The organism is Streptomyces cinnamoneus (assembly GCF_002939475.1).
Taxonomy (GTDB): domain Bacteria; phylum Actinomycetota; class Actinomycetes; order Streptomycetales; family Streptomycetaceae; genus Streptomyces; species Streptomyces cinnamoneus_A.
Genome location: NZ_PKFQ01000001.1, coordinates 244410 through 261543, shown reverse-complemented (window position 1 = coordinate 261543; position 17134 = coordinate 244410). Strand labels below are relative to the sequence as shown.

General features: G+C 72.2%; 17 protein-coding genes. 8 read left to right on the top strand and 9 right to left on the bottom strand.

Annotated elements, in window-relative coordinates; translation table 11 throughout:
- The first annotated feature begins 58 nt into the window (after nucleotides 1-58).
- Nucleotides 59-712: an HAD family hydrolase gene (locus tag CYQ11_RS01360; protein ID WP_099199254.1), complete on the top strand. Its 654-nt coding sequence runs from the start codon at nucleotides 59-61 to the stop codon at nucleotides 710-712.
- A gap of 180 nt (nucleotides 713-892) precedes the next feature.
- On the opposite strand, the gene CYQ11_RS01355 is transcribed toward CYQ11_RS01360, so the two are convergent.
- A complete protein-coding gene (locus tag CYQ11_RS01355) occupies nucleotides 893-1636 on the bottom strand; it encodes a hypothetical protein (protein ID WP_146104628.1) in 744 nt (247 codons plus the stop codon).
- 296 nt (nucleotides 1637-1932) lie between these two features.
- Entirely contained in the window at nucleotides 1933-2625 is a 693-nt protein-coding gene (locus CYQ11_RS01350; protein WP_099198523.1) for an ArsR/SmtB family transcription factor, read from the bottom strand.
- A gap of 65 nt (nucleotides 2626-2690) precedes the next feature.
- Between CYQ11_RS01350 and CYQ11_RS01345 the strand changes: the two genes are divergently transcribed.
- Nucleotides 2691-4271 (top strand): isocitrate lyase/PEP mutase family protein, encoded by a 1581-nt coding sequence (locus tag CYQ11_RS01345; protein WP_099198524.1) that lies wholly within the window; start codon nucleotides 2691-2693, stop codon nucleotides 4269-4271.
- Here CYQ11_RS01345 and CYQ11_RS01340 read toward each other — a convergent pair.
- Nucleotides 4261-5295, bottom strand: coding sequence for a helix-turn-helix domain-containing protein (locus CYQ11_RS01340; protein WP_099198525.1), 1035 nt, complete (start codon nucleotides 5293-5295; stop codon nucleotides 4261-4263). The two genes, CYQ11_RS01345 and CYQ11_RS01340, sit on opposite strands and share 11 nt — an antisense overlap.
- Before the next feature lie 96 nt (nucleotides 5296-5391).
- On the opposite strand from CYQ11_RS01340, the gene CYQ11_RS01335 reads away from it, so the two are divergent.
- Nucleotides 5392-6288: an alpha/beta hydrolase gene (locus CYQ11_RS01335; RefSeq protein ID WP_099199244.1), complete on the top strand. Its 897-nt coding sequence runs from the start codon at nucleotides 5392-5394 to the stop codon at nucleotides 6286-6288.
- An 83-nt stretch (nucleotides 6289-6371) separates the two neighbouring features.
- Nucleotides 6372-6761 carry a cupin domain-containing protein gene (locus tag CYQ11_RS01330; RefSeq protein WP_099198526.1) on the top strand — a complete coding sequence of 130 codons (390 nt, stop codon included), beginning with the start codon at nucleotides 6372-6374 and terminating at the stop codon, nucleotides 6759-6761.
- A 529-nt stretch (nucleotides 6762-7290) separates the two neighbouring features.
- On the opposite strand, the gene CYQ11_RS01325 is transcribed toward CYQ11_RS01330, so the two are convergent.
- Entirely contained in the window at nucleotides 7291-8010 is a 720-nt protein-coding gene (locus tag CYQ11_RS01325) for an AraC family transcriptional regulator (protein WP_205041807.1), read from the bottom strand.
- A gap of 169 nt (nucleotides 8011-8179) precedes the next feature.
- Here CYQ11_RS01325 and CYQ11_RS01320 point away from each other — a divergent pair, with 169 nt between their 5' ends.
- Nucleotides 8180-8914, top strand: coding sequence for a FadR/GntR family transcriptional regulator (locus tag CYQ11_RS01320; protein ID WP_099198192.1), 735 nt, complete (start codon nucleotides 8180-8182; stop codon nucleotides 8912-8914).
- Between the two features lie 236 nt (nucleotides 8915-9150).
- Entirely contained in the window at nucleotides 9151-9654 is a 504-nt protein-coding gene (locus CYQ11_RS01315; protein ID WP_099198194.1) for a carboxymuconolactone decarboxylase family protein, read from the top strand.
- A 227-nt stretch (nucleotides 9655-9881) separates the two neighbouring features.
- Here CYQ11_RS01315 and CYQ11_RS01310 read toward each other — a convergent pair whose 3' ends face one another.
- Complete coding sequence (locus CYQ11_RS01310) at nucleotides 9882-11147, bottom strand: hypothetical protein (RefSeq protein WP_099199242.1); 1266 nt, start codon at nucleotides 11145-11147, stop codon at nucleotides 9882-9884.
- Between the two features lie 4 nt (nucleotides 11148-11151).
- A complete protein-coding gene (locus CYQ11_RS01305; protein WP_099199241.1) occupies nucleotides 11152-11976 on the bottom strand; it encodes an alpha/beta fold hydrolase in 825 nt (274 codons plus the stop codon).
- A gap of 180 nt (nucleotides 11977-12156) precedes the next feature.
- Between CYQ11_RS01305 and CYQ11_RS01300 the strand changes: the two genes are divergently transcribed.
- Nucleotides 12157-12720, top strand: coding sequence for a hypothetical protein (locus CYQ11_RS01300; RefSeq protein WP_146104627.1), 564 nt, complete (start codon nucleotides 12157-12159; stop codon nucleotides 12718-12720).
- Between the two features lie 98 nt (nucleotides 12721-12818).
- Here CYQ11_RS01300 and CYQ11_RS01295 read toward each other — a convergent pair whose 3' ends face one another.
- From CYQ11_RS01295 to CYQ11_RS01285, 3 genes are all read right to left on the bottom strand, one after another.
- Nucleotides 12819-13406 (bottom strand): hemerythrin domain-containing protein, encoded by a 588-nt coding sequence (locus CYQ11_RS01295; protein WP_099199239.1) that lies wholly within the window; start codon nucleotides 13404-13406, stop codon nucleotides 12819-12821.
- Between the two features lie 189 nt (nucleotides 13407-13595).
- The gene (locus tag CYQ11_RS01290) at nucleotides 13596-14117 is read right to left on the bottom strand and encodes a hypothetical protein (RefSeq protein ID WP_099199238.1); all 522 of its coding nucleotides are present in this window, start codon (nucleotides 14115-14117) and stop codon (nucleotides 13596-13598) included.
- A 145-nt stretch (nucleotides 14118-14262) separates the two neighbouring features.
- Entirely contained in the window at nucleotides 14263-14955 is a 693-nt protein-coding gene (locus CYQ11_RS01285) for a GDSL-type esterase/lipase family protein (RefSeq protein ID WP_181143538.1), read from the bottom strand.
- A gap of 257 nt (nucleotides 14956-15212) precedes the next feature.
- Here CYQ11_RS01285 and CYQ11_RS01280 point away from each other — a divergent pair, with 257 nt between their 5' ends.
- Nucleotides 15213-17102 (top strand): ABC transporter ATP-binding protein, encoded by a 1890-nt coding sequence (locus tag CYQ11_RS01280; RefSeq protein ID WP_424154027.1) that lies wholly within the window; start codon nucleotides 15213-15215, stop codon nucleotides 17100-17102.
- The last annotated feature ends 32 nt before the right edge of the window (nucleotides 17103-17134 follow it).

The following is a 17134-nucleotide window of genomic DNA, read 5'->3' as shown; positions in this document are numbered from 1 at the left end:
GCCCGGAATCGGGCAGGAATCGGTGACATCTTCGCCGGGGTCCTCGTAAGGTGCGTCCATGATCAAACCGATTGAGCTCGTGATCTTCGACTGCGACGGCGTCCTGGTCGACAGTGAGCCCATAGCCGTGCGCATCGAGGCCGAGGTTCTGGCCGAGCTCGGATGGAGGCTCACCGAATCCGAGATCGTCGACCGGTTCGTCGGCCGGACGACGGAATCGATGAGGAAGGAGATAGAGGCCCATCTCGGGCGCGGCCTTCCCGCCGGCTGGGAGGACGAGATGGAGGCCCGCTACCGCGCGGCCCTCCTGGCCGAACTGGCGCCCGTGGACGGCGTCGTCGCGGCGCTGGACGCCCTTGCCCACCTGCCCGCTTGCATCGCCTCCAGCGGCAGCCACGACAAGATGCGCCTCACCCTCGGGCACACCGGTCTCTTCTCGCGCTTCGAGGGCCGCATCTTCAGCGCCAGCGAGGTCGGCCGGGGCAAGCCGGCCCCGGACCTGTTCCTTCACGCCGCGGAGCGGATGGGTGTCGCCCCCGACCGTTGCGTGGTGGTGGAGGACAGCCAGTACGGCGTGCAGGCGGCCCGCGCGGCGGGCATGCGCGCCTTCGGCTACGCCGGCGGTCTGACCCCCGCACGGTGGCTTGAAGGGCCTGACACGATCGTCTTCGACGACATGCTCAGACTTCCGGCACTTCTCGCAGCGGGCTGAACGGGCATGCCGGCCGCCGTCCTGGGCGCCGGCGAGGCCACGCAGGCGCGCTGAAAGAGTGCGAGGCCAAGGCCGCGGCGGTGGCCTTTCCCGACCGCCGCCTGCTGCGGCCCACGACGTCCGAAGGCCCTCTTCGTAAGAGGGCCTTCGGTGCTCGGTGGAGGGCTGGATCGAAGGCTCCTAGGCCACGGTGAGGGCCTTGACGCCCGACAGCAGGCCGATTGGGTTGTAGTTGCCGTCGCCCGCTCCGCAGGACACCTGCGTGTCCGCGGTGCCGGACACCTTCGTCCCCGTCGCGAACCGTCCGTCACTGCTCGGCACCACCGTCGTGAAGTGGTTGGTGGCCGAGCCGGAGTAGTACACGCACTGGTGCAGGTTCACATAGCGTCCTGAGGTCAGGTCCAGCGCCTTGACGCCCGACAGCAGGGGGACGAGCGTGTAGTTGCCGTCGCCCGCTCCGCAGGAGACTTGCGTGTCCGCGGTGGTGGAGACGTTCGTGCCGGTCGCGAACCGTCCGTCGCTGCTCGGCACCACGGTCGTGAAGTGGTTGGTGGCCGAGCTGGAGTAGTACACGCACTGGTGCACGTTCAGGTAGCGCCCCGAGGCGAGATTGAGGGCTTTGACGCCCGACAGCAGGGGGACGAGTGTGTAGTTTCCGTCGCCCGCTCCGCAGGAGACTTGTGTGTCCGCGGTGGTGGAGACGTTCGTGCCGGTCGCGAACCGTCCGTCGCTGCTCGGCACCGCCGTCGTGAAGTGGTCGGTGGCCGAGCCGGAGTAGTACACGCACTGGTGCAGGTTCACGTAGCCCGAGGCGGCGACCTTGGCCTCCTGGGCCTGTGGGGCGGCAGGGGCGGATACCGCCAGCCCGAAGAAGGCGCAGACACCCACCGCCGCCGCGGCCACCGGCCTCCACGCGCGTCTCATCACCGATCGCATCATTTCCAGCTCCTCCCCAACGTCCATACGGCGCGGCACAGGACACCCAGCCCGCGACGGAACAACTCCAGGAGACCACTGACATCAGCTGGGGGTAACGGGGAGAACGCGGCAACCATCCCATTAAGTGATGGGTCGGCCAATTCCCCGTACGATGTCCGGCCTGTTGACCGAATCTCCACGGGGCCCCGAGCGGACGGCTGGAGGACCGCCGGGCCAGAGGACGTCACGACGACCCGGTCCCGGGACGCACGGGAGAAGACGTGCCGCCGCGGGGCGGCCCTTCACTCCCGCGCCGGCGGTGTGACCTCCGCCCCCAGCAGTTCCCGGAACGCCTCGGCCCCTTCCGGCGTCACCTTCACCGCGCGCCCGGAGCCGACCCGCCTCACCCACCGCCGTTCCAGCGCCGTCTCGCACAGGGCCGCACCCAGGGTTCCGGCGAGATGGGGACGGCGCTCCGTCCAGTCCAGGCAGCTGCGCACCAGAGGGCGCCGGGTGCCGGGCGGCCGCTCGAAGCCCAGCGCGTCGGCGAGCCACGCCCGGCCCGCGGGGGTGACAGCGAGCCCGCCGTCCGTGGAGACCAGGCCCCGGGCGATCGTCGCGTCCGCGAGGGTCACACCCAGCCGCCCCGCCAGATGGTCGTAGCAGGTGCGGGCCCGTGCCTCGGCACTGAGCCGTCCCGACGCGCGCAGACTCCCCGGACGCGGGGTGGCCGAGCCGTACGAGGCGAGGGCTTCGATCAGGGCGGCCGCGTCCGGGCCGGCCAGCCGGACGTAGCGGTGCCGCCCTTGGCGTTCCTCGGCCAACAGCCCGCTCTCGACGAGGCGGGAGAGCTGCTCGCTCGCGGTGGAAGGCCGCACCCCCGCGTGGCGGGCGAGCTCGCCCGCGGTCCAGGCGCGTCCGTCGAGCAGGGCCAGACAGAAGGCGGCCCGGGTGCGGTCGGCGAACAAGGCGGCGGTCTCGGCGAGGGGGGACATGGGGCCATGATGCCGTGGGGACGGTTCGGGCGGTGCCGAACTGTCCCGGTCCTAACCTCAGGGCCATGACGCACACGACGCATGAATACGACCGCCACGAGGACGTGCTGGCGACGCTCGCCGACCCGGCCCTCATCCCGGACCTGCCGGCCGGAGACGGCGGCCCGGCAGGGGAGAGCGTCGCGTGGCTGCGTGCCACCGTGGCCCGGTTCAGCTCCGGTGAGCCGCATCGGCGCCGGCGGGCCTTGGCGGAGGCCGAACTGGCCCGGCTGGAGCCCGCCGCGCTCCGGCAGGCGGCGGTGACGGCCGGGCCCGGAGGAGACGTCCGCCTCCGGGTGGTGCGCACCCTCGCCGAGGCCCTGGGGATGCCGGAGGCCGAGGCGGTCGCGGAGGCGGTGGCCGTGGTGGCGGGGGCCTACTTCGCAGGGGCGGACCCGGCCGCGGACGCGGCGGTGGCCTGGCTGGTGGCGCGGTTGGCGCCGGCGCAGGCGGAGAGGGCGGACGAAGCGGACGAAGCCGGCCTGGAGGATGCCGCCAACCGCATCGGGCTGCTGGTCCAGGCGTGCGCGGCGACAGCCGCGCTGGTGGAGGCCGCCGCCGACGGCGACGTCCCCCTGGCGCGGGTGCTCAGGGAGGCGTCGCCGGTACGGACCATGCGCCGGGTCGCCGCCCGTCCAACCCGGGTCGCCGGCCGGGAGGTCGCCGAGGGCGACGTGGTGCTCCTGGACCTCGCGGCCGCCCACCGCTCCCACCCCGTGCCCCTCTCCTTCGGCGCTCCGCCGCGGGTGTGCCCCGGCCGTGCGCACGCCCTCGCCCTGGCCGAGGGCCTGCTCCAGCGCCCGCTGACCGACTTCGCCCGCCTGCACCACCAGGCCACGCCGCTGCTGCTGCCCAACGCCTGGGACCACGCCTCCGCGGCCGCTCTGGCGGAGCAGGGCTTCCCGGCGATAGGCACCACGAGCCTGGGCGTGGCTGCGGCCGCCGGCCTGCCGGACGGGGCGGCCGCGACCGCCGAAGCGACCGTGGCGCTGGCCCGCCGGCTCGGACGGGGCTCCTTCCTGTTCTCCGTCGATGTCGAAGGGGGCTTCAGCGACGACCCGGAGGAAGTGGCCGGGCTGGCCCGGCAGCTGTACGACGTGGGCGCCGCGGGGATCAACCTCGAAGACGGCCGCCCGGACGGCACCCTCGCGCCCGTGGAACTGCACGCCGCGAAGATCGCCGCCGTCAAGGCCGCTGCTCCCGCGCTGTTCGTCAACGCCCGCACCGACACCCACTGGCTCGGACGCCAGGAGGAAGAGACGGCGGCGCGCCTCGCGGTCTACGAACAGGCCGGTGCGGACGGGGTGTTCGTACCAGGGCTGTCCGCCCCGGACGGGATCGCCGCCCTGACGGCCACCCTCGTCGTCCCGCTGAACGTCCTGTACGCGCCGACCGGTCCCACCCTCACCGAGCTGGCCGCGCTGGGCGTGCGCAGGGTCAGCCTCGGCTCGCTGCTCTACCGCAGCGCCCTGGCGGCGGCCGTGACGACGGCGACCGCTGTCCGCGACGGCCGGCCGACGGACCTCACGGCCCTGTCCTACGCCGCAGTGCAGGCGCTGGGGGCGGCTGACGGCACACCCCCTAGGGGGACCTTCCTCAGCCGTTGAGCAGCCGCCACAGGGTGAGGGCGATCCTTGCCCGTATCAGGCCGGTGGGCTCGGTGATTTCGACGCCTATGGTCTTCCCGAGCTGCTCGAGCCGGCGGGCGACGCTGCTGTGGTGGAGGTGGAGACGGTCAGCCGCCCGGCGCAGGGAGCCGGTGGCGCAGTAGGCGTCCAGCGTCTCCAGATCTTCCGCGTTGCCGGCGATTCGGGCGATCGCGGCCACGTCGGTGTTGTCGCTCGCGGCGGCCTCGGGCACCTGGGCGAGCAGCGCCAACGCCCCCAGTTCGTCGTGGTGGACGACCGGCTGGCGTGCGGTGGCGAAGCGGAGGGCCGTGCGGGCCTCCCGCCAGGAACGGTCGGGGCTTTCGGCGGCGCCGATGCCCGCGCGTACGCCTGCCGGGAACCGGGCCGGGTCCACCGTGGTGGCCAGGAGGACGCCCACATCGGCGAGGGGCGCCGCCTTCACCGGGCGGCTCGGGCAGATCCGACCACCGATCTGGTCGAGCGGAAGCCGGGACCGTACGGCGACGACGCGGACCGGCAGTCCGGGGGCGAAGCCCAGGAGCCGGAGCGCCCGGGCTCTGGCCGCCTCGTCGCTGTCGGAGCTGACGACCAGTTCGACGAGGGCGGGGTCGGCCATGGTGGTGCGGGCCGGGCCGTACCGTTCGACGACCGCCGCGACGGCGATGGCGAGCCGGTCCAGCAGCAAGTCGTCGAGCGGACCGGGCGGGCCGGGGCGTTCCAGCCACACCGCGCCGATCTCCTCCTCGTCGAGGGTGACCGCCGTCGTGGTGGACGCGGGTGGCGGCGGCGTGGACGCCTCCCTGCCGTCGGGCGACATGCGGATCGCCCGCCCCGTGCCGTGGAGGAGGATTCCGGCCACGCACTCGGCCAGGCCCGCCGAGGCCCGGGCGAGCGCCGGGAGGTCCACCCGCCGGCGCATCAGCGTGTCGTAGAACATGACGACGCGGATCGCGCCCTCGGCTTGCGAATCCAGCTGTGACAGCCGTACGGCCAGTGCCTCCATGGCAGGAGGATAAGCGCCGATCGCCGCGCCGTCCGCACGCGAAGCGCGACGGATGGCGGACGACCCCGGGCGGTGGCGCCGGTGAGGATGGGCGCCATGGATCCCGAACTCGAAGCATTCATCCCCCTGTTTCCCAAGGCCGACCTGACCGACCCGGTCGAGGAGCGGAAGAAGTTCGCAGAACTGGCCGCCTCGGTCCCGGCGCCGGACACCTCGCAACTGGACATCGAGGACCGCACGGTGCCCGCCGATCCGGATGTGCCGGTGCGCGTCTACCGCCCGCGACAGGCGCAGGGCGCCGTCGTCTGGCTCCACGGCGGGGGATACGTCATGGGCGACCTCGACACCGAGCATCCGTGGGCCGCCCGGATCGCGGACAGCTCCGGCGCGGTGGTGATCTCGGTGGGCTACCGCGTGGCCCCCGAGGACCGGTTCCCGGCCGCACTGGACGACGCCTACGCCGTACTGGCCTGGGCCGCCGAGCACGCAGCCGAGCTCGGCGTCGACCCCGAGCGGATCGCGGTCGGAGGACACAGTGCCGGCGCGGGACTCGCGGCCGCCGTGGCGTTGCGGGCGCGTGACCAGCAGGGGCCGCCGATCCGGTTCCAACTGCTCAACCAGCCCGGGCTCGACGACCGGCAGGAGACGTGGTCGGCGCGGAACTTCACCGAAACACCCTGGATGAACCGCGACAAGGTCACCGCGATATGGCGGCACTACCTGGGCTCCGCCCCCGCCTCGCCGTACGCCGCCCCGGCGAGGGCCGCGGATCTGTCCGGACTGCCGCCCGCCTACGTCACCACCGCGGAGTTCTGCCCCAACCGCGACGAAGGCATCGACTACGCGCTGCGCCTGCTCCAGGCCGGCGTGCCGGTCGAACTGCACCAGTGGTCCGGCACGTTCCACGGGTCGCAGGCGATCCTGTCCGCCGAGGTGTCCCAGCGGCAGATCGCCGAACTCTCCGCAGCCCTGCACCGCGCGCTGGCCGAGTGAAGCGGCGGCGACGGGGCGGACCACCCGGCGCCCCGGCCGCTTCCCACCCGACGAACGACCACCTCAGGAAAGGACATCCCGGCATGACCGCCACCCCGATCGACCTCTTCGCCTCCTTCGTCCACCTTCGCCCCGACGGCCGGGCCCAAGCCGAGCAGCCGGCCTTCGACGTCGAGAGGGACGGCTGGCAGCTGATGACCTTCCACGGGGAGACCGACGCCGACGTCCACGCCGACCACTGGGAGGTCCACCCGGAAGCGGAAGAAGTCGTGTGCTGCCTCACCGGCGGGATACGCCTCTGCCTCCGCCCGGAACAGCCGGGAGAAGAGGAGGAGGAGATCAAGCTGGCGGCCGGGACCGCGGTCGTCGTGCCGCGCGGGCGATGGCACCGCATCGCACTGGACGTCCCCAGCGACATCATGTCCGTCACCGTGGCGCGAGGCAGCCGCCTTGAGGAGCGCACCGCAGCCTAGGGAGTGACCCCCGCGTCGTGTCACCGGCGGCATCGCGTGGTGCGCATGCTGCCGGTGTTCTACGACGTCGGCCTGATGTTGTTCTCGGCGGCGGGCGGACCTGCGGCCACCCGCCGCGGAGTGACCGGGGCCGCGCCCCCTGGCGCGGCCCCGCCGTCGCACGCGCGCGCGAGCGCTTCGTTCAAGACCGGGTGGCACCGGCCGGTCGACACTGCCCCCATGACCGAGCGAACGTTCACTCCCGCGCTGGGCCGGTGTGCCCCCACTCCTGTGTACGCCCCCGTGGCCGCCCTCACACGGGAACGCCTGTGGCGCGCCCTGCACGCCCTTCACGTGGCTCCACAGCCCGGTGACGTGATCGTCGACGTGGGCTACGGCACCGGCTCACCGGCCTTGTTGCTCAAGCACGCCGAACCACGGGCACGGATCACCGGGGTCGATCCCGGCCACACGGCGCTGACGACCACGCGGCGCAAGGCCGGAGCCGCCGGCGTGAAGCGCGAAAGGCGCGTCGGGACGGGCGACGTGCTCATCGATCAGCGGATCCGTCTCCGCCCATGCCGCGCGCCGCCCCTGACGGGCCCTCTGCCGGACGGCGCGGCCCTGGCAGCAGAAACGACGGGGCGAGCCCCAGCATCTCGCGCATCTGCCGGTTGAAGTGCGCCTGGTCGGCGAAGCCCGCCGTCGTCGCCGCGTCGGCGAGCGACCGGCCTTCGCGCAGCGCCTCGGTGGCCCGTGCCAACCGCTGCCAGATGCGCCAGCGCGGCAGAGGCATGCCCAACTGCTGCCGGGCCAGGGCGCGGAGGCGCTGGGGGGAGAGCCCGACCTGCGCGGACAGGACCGGCATCGGCACCCTCTGGTCGGCCAGCGCGTTCATCGCCGCCAACAGACGCCCGTCGAGCCCCTCCGCGGGGCGCCCGGTGGCCGAGCGGACGTCCTCCTCCCGGAGGTCACGCAGCTCCGGGTCCGCGGTCACGCCGGGCCCGCAACGCTCGCGCAGCCGGTCCGCGAACGCGCACTGCGGCTCGACGAAGAAGGTGAGCAGATGGGGGACGGCCAGCATGCGATGCCGCACCATCGGCGGGACGATCAGTGCCACAGCCTGATGCCGGGTTCCCGAGGCATCCACCATGAGCACCTCGCCCCGCACCGCGATGGCGACCTGGAAGGCCGCGTGCATGTGGAAGGAACTGTCCGTCGCCGGCCCTTCATAGACCGCGTACCCCTCATGGACGGCGAAGTGCGGCACCGTTCCCCCCCTGGCGTTGAGACCCGTGTTCCCTCCCGCAAGGACGACACCGGCGAGAGCCGATTCACCATGACGGTCAGGGCGATCCCTCACCTGGGACTTCCGGAGCGTCATGGCGGCGCGGAAGCAACCGTCATAACCAATATAAGTTGAGGAACGAGGAGACCGAGTGTACGCCGCAGGCGACAACAGAGGCCGAGTCCAGAGTCCGCACGAGACGCGCGCGAGCGTGGAGCCGCCCGCCCTGCGGCGCGCCGCATGGGAGCGCGCCGCCGCCTCCCGTGCCGAGGGCGCCGCCGAGCACATCGCCACGATGATCGCGCGGGCGGAACCGGGCGAACGGCTGGGCACGAAGGACGAACTGCGTGCCGCGTGCGGGGTGTCCGTCGGCACGTTCAACGAGACCCTGCGGCTGCTGCAGTCCCGTGGGCTGGTCACGGTGCGCCCCGGCCCCGGCGGCGGTCTCTTCGCCGCCGAACAGTCACTCATGCGCCGCCTGGGCAACTCCGTCCTGGCTCTGGACGCGCACTCGGCGGACGGCGTGCGCGCCGAGGAGGTCCGGCGCATCCGCGACGCCCTCAGCCCGCTCCTGGTCGAGGACGCGCTGTGGCACGCCTCACCAGCCGACATCGCCGCACTGCGACGGGAACTGGCCGAACTGGCCACCGCGGTACGCACATCGGACCCGGTCGCCTTCGCCGCCGCCGACCACCGTTTGCACAGCCGGCTGTTGGCCGTCAGCCCCGACGGGCTGCTGCGCTCGCTGTACGCGACGCTCCTGCCCCTGGCCGGCCCCGAAGCCGACGACCGGCTGCAGGAGCGCTACGAACACCACGTGGCCCTCATCGACGCCCTGGAAGCCCACGACCGGACCAGGGCACTGGGATTGACCCGCCCCGCCTGACGTCGCCGGCAGGCGCCAGAGCACCTCGGGCGCGGGAGCACCGCGAATCCACGTCTTTCGAAGGCGGTTGACCTCCGGGCGCCATTCCGGTGGGGCGTGCCACGGGAACGCACAAGCCCGACAACAGGAAGTGACGCGCGCCACATCGGTGATCGTTCTCCCTCGGTCACATTCCTCTGTCCGGGTCCGTCATAGGGGTGACAGCGACACAGCAGCAACCTGGAAGGGAAATGATGATGGAAGCACGTTCGATCGTTGACGAGGTCACGGCGGGTCCGCGGATGTCCGACCCCGTGGAGCTCGTGCCCGAGATGGCAGAGGTGTCGGCGGCGCTGTTCAAGGCCGTCGGCAACCACACGGTGGCGCGTACCACGATCAGCCTTGTCCACCTGCGGGCCGGCCAGATCGTCGGCAACACCTATCTGACCGTCCTGCACACCGGTTTCCTGCGCAAGGCCGGCGAGTCGGAGGAGCGGATCACCGCGGTGTCGTCCTGGCGGGACGCGCCTTGTTTCACCCCTGCCGAGCGGGCCGCGCTCGCCCTGGTGGAGGCCGTGCTCCTGCCGTCCGCACACGGCGATAGGGTCTCCGACGAGCTGTACGCGAAGGTGGCCGAGCATTACGACGAGAAGGCGCTCGCCACCCTGATCGTCGCGATAGGGCAGGTCAACTTCTTCATTCCCGTGGCCCTCATCGCCAAGCCCATTCCCGGCCGGTCGTTCTCCGACCCGTGGAACTGAGAACCGGCGGGGGAGGGGGCCGGCGACGGAGGTGACGTGGGCGTGATGCCGGATCATGTCGCACCCGTGCGTGACCCTGCGCGCGGCGCCTGATCTCTCGGGCCCCCGGCAGGCGGCCGCGGCGCATGCGGCCGCCTGCCGGGGGACGGGAGCAAGGTCACGTCGTGGGCTGTCGCCGGCGACGACGCGTCCCCGCCGGTCGGGGTCCCTGCGTCCGGCAGCCGGTCCTATCCGTGCCGGCTCGCAAGGAGCGCGGCGATGACGGAGGCTGCGGGCGGGCCGTCCAGGACGTGCCGCAGCTCCGCCGCCCCGTTCCGCCGCTGTTCCGGTGTGAGGTGGAGGTAGCGCTCAAGGCGTTCGTTGAACGTGGCGCGGAACTTCGCGTAAAGGCCGTCGTCCTCCCGGATCCGGCTGGCGACGGCCACCAGGGCCTCCGTGCCCGCGTAGTCGTCCTCGGGCAGCGCATGACCGGGCAGGACGTCCGTGAACCGTCCGGCCTGGTCGCCGAAGAGGGTGCCGGCGAGGTGCCGCAGCGTGAACACGTGCGCGTAGTGCTGTTCGGGGAGCCCCAACGGCAACCGGCCCAGGAACGTGGCCTCATGGAGCGCCGACAGACCGGGAGCGAGCAGGTAGTGCGGTGTCCTCGCCACCTGCCGCAGCAGCTCGCGCTGCGGCAGGCACCGGCGGTCGACGCGGCGTCCGGCCGTGCGGAGGGTGGTTCCCCGCTCCCCGGCGTACGGGCCGCCGCAGAGCAGCACACGGGTGAACCGCGGCCAGTCGCGGAGCAGGTCCGGGAGCCAGCGGTCGATCAGCCGCAAGTAGTCGTTGTGGACGTCGTAGTCCAGGAGGAAGTTCTTGAAGCCACCGGTGTTGATCAGCAGGTCGTAGTCCGGCCCGCTGCCAGCCGGTCCTTCGGCCCGTGCCTCGCGCAGGCCGTCCAGGTCCACGACCGCGCCCGTCAGACGCATGGCGCAGTCCGCGCCGGCGTCGGCGAGCGCCGCCATGCGCCGGGCGACACCGGGGAAGTTCTGCACCACGCTGTGGTCGGCCAGCAGGTGGGCGGCCAGGACATGTTCGTGCGGCGAGAGACCGCTCAGATGCCGGCGGGCCGCCGACAAGCACGTGCGCGGCATGGTCGCGCACAGCTCACGGAGCCGCGCAAGGGAGTGCCGGTGGCGCCAGAAGCTGAACAGGCAGTCCACCAGGACCACCGGACGGCCCGCCACGACCGCGCGCAGGACGAGATCGGCGTCCATGGCGGAGACGACCTGGTCGCTGTCCTCCAATACCCGGTCGAGCAGAGTACCTTGCCCTCCCTCAGGACCGGTGAGCGCGTGGACGCTGTCGAAGGCGGCGGCATTGCGCCGTGCGAACGCCGCCGCGACGCCGTCGCCCACGAACACCCGCTCGTGCCCAGGGAGCAGACGGGATACGGCGACCAGCACGGATGCCGGACCGAACCCACAGTTCTGGGCACCCAACAGGACGCGCATGACGTCAGAGGCGCGTAGCGGTGGGGGAGGGCCGTATGCCGTCCAGGAGCTCGACGAGACGTGCGGCGAAGCGGGCCGGCTGCTTGGCGTAGCCGACGTGCCCGCCGGGGAACTCCACCAGTTCCCGCCGCAGCCGCTGAGCGAGGACGGCCGTCGGCCGGCTCACGTCGTGGGTACGCGACGTGCGGCCGGCGGCCATCACGACCCGGTCCGCCACAGCCGTCAGCGCACGGACATCGGGAAGGCAGCGGGTGGAGGGCAGCATCACGTGGGAGAGGAAGAACGCGCTGTTGTCGGTCGCCTCCGGCAGCACCGGAGCGGGCCGCCCGCCGAAGACGACCCGGAGCCGGTCCAGGGCCGCCGGGACGCCCTCCCGGCGGAACGTCGCGTACACCTCCTCGAAGAAGGCGGCGTGACGCTCCGCGTCCGGCAACAGCCCCATGGCGGGCGGTTCGTGGACGACGGCCCACAGGATCCGGTGCGGGATGCGGGCCATGAGCTCCAGGGCGACCAGCCCGCCCGCACAGCTGCCGAACACCCTCCCCGTCCCGTCGGGTCCGGCGAGGTGGCCGAGCAGCCGTGAGGCGTCGTCGGCCTGGACGTCGAGCCACGGCTCCGGCGGCGGCCCGTCGAGCACGCTGCGCGAGATGCCGCGCGGATCGTAGGAGACGACGCGGTAGTGGGCGGCGAGCTCGTCGGCCAGCGGACCGAAGACCTCCGCGTCGGAGGCGCCGCCCGGGACGAGCAACAACAGGGGGCCCGTCCCGCGCACTTCGAAGTACAGCCTCGCGCCCGGCACCGGCAGCAAGCCGTTCTCCAGCGTGTCCATCTCTCTCCAGCTCACTGCGGCGAAGGCCCTGTCGCGAGGTCGAGGGGGTGGGGGCACGAGATTACGCGCGGAGGGCCCGCGCGGGTAGGTGCACCCACTCGGCCGCGCGCGGCCCGGTGACACCGTGCGCTCGTGTCCTGAGCGCACTGCCGGGGCATGGACAGCCCCATGCTGCCAAGAGTGAGGAAAACGGTCGTGACCGTCGGCGTCGAACGCGTGCGGGCGGTCGCCCTGGCGGCCGCCGTGGTGCTCGGTGTGGCCGCACCGGTACCGGCGACCGCCAGCCCCCACGGGCCGGGGCACGCCCGGGAGCCGGGCCTGTTGCAGTGCCAGGGCACCGAGTCCGTCACCTACCGCCCGGGTGTCACCTTCCGGGCGCGGCGCGTCGAGGTCACGGTGGACGGACGGTTCGCCTCATGCGTCGGTGGCGGGGGCGAGGTGAAAAGCGGCTCCTACCACGAGAGGTTCACCCTCTTCGCAGGCTGTAACGACCTTCTCGAAGGGTTCCGGTCCCGCCGGACCTACTCCTGGGACACCGGTGACGCCAGCACCGCCGAGATCACCGGCAGCAGCACGGCCGTGGCCGGCCAGGTGGTCACCCCGGCCACCGGCACCGTCACCCATGGGCGCTTCCACGGCCGGAAGCTGCTCCAGGTCATCCCCCTGCCCCAGCCGAGCGCCCCGCAGTGCCTCTCGGGCGGTGTCACCGGCGCGACCGGAGTGACGACCTTGACGATCCTCTAGGTGCTCGCCGTGGTGCCGGGGTGGGGCGAGGGCTCCAGGGCCGCCCGGCGCCCCGCGCCCGCCCGGGCGGCTCCCCGCGCTCAGCGTGAACCGGCCCTTCACGGGTGCGCCGTGGCGCCCCTGATCGCGTCCTTCGTACGGTCCACCAAGGAAGCGACGGGGCCGACGCTCCACTGCGCGAGAGGGGAACCGGCCGCCGTCGGATGCGGATGGGTGGGCGCCACCCTCTCGGCTGCCCGGACCATGGTGCCCATGCGCTTGAGCTGGGCCTCGTCCCGGCCCGCGCGGAGCGTCGGGAACTCCTCCCGCTCCTCGTGCTCGGCGTGGTCCTCGACGGCCTTCTGGAACGCGCGCAGCTGGGCGTCGAACTCCGGGCTCTCGACGTCCATCTTCTCCAGCCTGGCGAGGACCTTGTTCGCCTCGGCCTCCTCCTGGTTGCGGGCCGCCGCCTCCTTCTTGCCCGCGGTGTCGCGGGCCACCGGCCGGACGACCATCTCCTCGGCCGTCTCGTGCACGGCGAGCAGGGCCCTCAGCTCGTCGAACGCCTGCTTCTTGTGCTCTCCCTCAGCCGTCTTGACGTCGGCGAAGAGTTCCCGGATCCTCGCGTGCTGGTTCAGCAGGATGGCGACGACGTCCTCGTCCGGCAGACGGGCGGTCTTCTCACGGTCGGTCTTCGCGTCACTCATGTGCGTGTTCCCCTCGTCTCAGTCGTTGCGGGTCACGAGTCAGCGATCACTTCGGTTCGTGCGTTGATCACTCGTCTCTGCGCGTTTCCTGATACGCGGCGGGGAAACGTCATGGATTTCCCCTCTTCGCCAGCCTGGCGGGGCACGCCAGAGCGACACGGCGGGAGAACGGACTGCCGCCGCGTACGTTCAGTGACCCAGGCCGGCCTTGGCCGCCACGATGACGAGTCCGAACAGAAGGTTGACGAGCGACTCGACGGCAGCCTGCCGACGCGACGCACTGGCGTGGACAGCGCCGAGATAGGCCCACGTGACCTGCTGCGCCACGGCCACCGCCAGGGCGAACCACGCGGTGTCGGTCAAGCCCAGTCCGAGAAGCGGACTGAACGCGACGGCAGCGGCCGGCAGCACGGCCGCCTCGACGATCGACCACTCGCTGCGCCCGACCCGGCGTACCTCGGCCCGGTCGACAGGCCGGCCGATCGACCTCTCACCGACAAGGCGCGCGTAGACGTGGGCGGCCCAGAACACCAGGCCCGTCACGAGCAGCAGCACGACGGTCTCGACGCGGGCGAACTCGCCGACCGCGCTCGTGGCCGCGATCACGGAGGCCGCCAGCAGGGATCCGTAGATGGCTCCCGCGTAATCAGTCCGGGAAGGCGGCCTGTCGACCCGGTCGAGACGGCGCCGCCACGGGAGAAGACGAGTCACGGGCACACCCTACGAGCCGCCGGCCCGTGCGGTCGGCCGTGCCACACCACGGCGCGGCAGGGGAGCGGAAGCGCGCCGCCGGCCCCTCCGGTGGGTCACGGGCCCAAGGGCCGGCCGGCGACGAGGCGATCCGGCTTCCCGCACGTCAGAGCCCGGCTGCGCGCTGGTAGGGCCCTCCCATGTCCCACGCCTGGTGCATCGCGGTCGCGAAGGCCTCCGCGATCCGGTGCTCACCCTCGGCATTCGGGTGCGTGCCGTCGTAGGTGTGCCGGTCCAGGTCCCACCCCGGCGGCTCCGAGGCCAGCAGCAGCTCGGACCCCGGTGCGTCGAGTTCGGCGACGGCTTTGGCGAGCAGCTCGTTGAAGCACTCGACCTCGGCGGCGAAGGCCGGTTCCTCACGGGCCCGGATGTTGGGGATCACGGGCAGGAGCACGGCACTGACGTGGGGGGACGCGTCCCTGGCGGCGGCGACGAAGCGGCGCACGTTCTCGGCGGTCTGCCCGGCGTCGGTGTAGAAGCCGAGGTCTATGAGCCCGAGGGAGATCAGGAGGGTGTCCACCCGGTGGGCGCGTACGGCCTCACCGATGACCGGCGCCATGTGGTGCCAGCCCTCTCCCCAGCCGGCGAGGTGCGCCTGGGCCCGCTCGGGGAAGTCGGCGGCGGCGTAGTCCAGCGACACGGGCGCACCGGCAGCCGGGTCGTACAGCTCACGGCGAGGGCCGACGATCCGGAAGGGGCCGCCGTGGGAGGCGCACAGGTGCTGCCACATGCGGTAGCGCCAGGTGAGGTCACCCGCGCTACCGATGGTCATCGAGTCGCCAACGAACATGATCCGCATCACCCCATCATTCCGGATGCCCGGCCCGGTTCTTCGCGCAGGGCCGCCTCCCCCGGGGTGCCGGCCGGTCGGTCGGTCGACGACTCGACAAACTCAAAGGTGTCTGTACCGGGACTAACCATCTGAAACAAACCCCACTCGTTCCCGCGGCCCGCCGGTTCCTCGGCCGGGGGCCGTGACGATCCGAGGCTCCGCCCAGTTGAGCACCGGGTGCCTTTGACACGGCGCCTTTCGCCGAGGGGAGGGAGGAGTCGATCGTGGATGCTGTCGGAGGTGAACAGACCGGGCGGGGCCGGCCGCCGATGCCGGAACCAGCGGTGATCACCTACAAGGGGACAAGCAGCCGCAACGCCCTGGAAGAGAGTGGCTTCTTCCGGTTGTGCACGAAGATCCCACGTCTGCTCGCCCAAGTCGCGCGGCTCGCCTGGGGCATCGACCGCAACGCCGCCGTGGTCCTCGTGCTCGCCCAGGTCGTCGCCGGCGCCGGCGCCGCCGTGGTGCTGGCCATGACGGCGAAGGCCATGGTGCCGCTGGTCGGGACCGGCAGCGTGGGCCACCGCGTCCACCAGGCGCTCCCGTGGTTCGTCCTCGGCGGCATCGCGGCGGCCGTCTCGCGGGGTGCTCACGCCTTCGGGCAGTGGGCGGAGCAGCGGCTGCGGCCCAGACTGTTCATGGCCGCCGACGACGCCCTCGTGAACGCGGTGCTGACGGTGAAGCTCGCCTCGTTCCAGGACCCGCAGTTCAAGCAGGACCACGAGCGGGCCGAGTCCGGGGCGGTGCGGTGCGACCGCGCGGTCGCCGACACGCAGATGTTCCTCGGTTCGCTGGTGCGACTGGTCGCGGCCGGCGGGGTGCTGGCCGGGCTGCACCCGTTGATGCTCGCCGTCCTGGTGATCGCGGTGTTGCCGTCCGGCGTGGGCACCGTTGTACGGGCCAAGATCGAGTACCGGACCCATGTGGCGACCGGGGCGGGCCGCACGGTGCGGTCGATGATGCGCGGCTACGCCACCAACACCTTCTTCGGCGACGAGATCCGTGGCAACGCGATGGTGCCCTACCTGCGGTTCTGGTACGAGCGCATGGGCCAGGTCATCACCGCGCGGATGCTCGCCGACGTGCCCCGGCAGCTGCGGGTCAGCCTCGTCTCGTACGCCGCCAGCGGGGTGTGCCTGGTCGGTGCCTACGGCGTGCTGCTGTGGCTCACGGTCTCGGGCCGCGTCTCCCTCGCCGTCTCGGCCACCGTCGTCGTCGCGGTGCGCACGGCGCTGGCGAACATGCGGGACCTGCTCCAGTACACCGTCGGCCTGTTCCAGAACAGCCTCTACCTCGGGGACTGGACCCGGTTCCTCGACGACGCCCGGCGCCTCGCCCCGCGCACCGGTGGCCGGCCGGTGCCGCCGGTGGTCGAGACGGTCCGCGTGGAGAAGGTGACCTTCTCCTATCCGAACAAGACGTCGCCCGCGGTGGACGACCTGTCGCTGACGCTGCGGCGCGGCGAGGTCGTGGCGCTCGTCGGGGAGAACGGGTCCGGCAAGTCCACGCTGGTGCGCCTCCTGCTCGGCTTGACGACCGCGGACAAAGGCCGGGTGCTGTGGGACGGCATCGACCTCGCCGACGCCGATCCGGTCAGCGTGGCGGACCGCACCGGCATGGTGCCGCAGGCCTTCGCGTGCTGGCCGCTGTCGGTCCGCGAGAACGTCACCCTCGGCCAGCCCCGTACGTGGGACGACGACGCGGTCTGGGCGACGCTCGAACAGGTCGGCATGGTCGGGGTCGTCCAGGAGCTGCCCCAGCGGCTCGACACCCTGCTGGCCCGCGAGCTGTGGGGCGGGGTGACGCTCTCGGGCGGCCAGTGGCAGCGACTGGCGTGCGCACGGGCGCTGTACCGGCAGCCGGCCGTGCTGGTGCTGGACGAGCCGACGTCCGAGATGGACGCCCGCGGTGAGCACCAGATCTTCACCGAGCTGAAGAAGATGGCGGCCCACCGCATCACCGTGGTGGTGACCCACCGGCTCGACAACACCCGGATCGCGGACCGGATCGTGGTGATGCAGGACGGGCGGATCACCGAGCAGGGCACCTTCGACCAGCTCGTCCACAGCGGCGGGTTGTTCCAGGAGCTGTACGAGCTCAGCGAGGACCGGTAGAAGGGGCCCCGGGGAAAGGGACCGATCCGGGG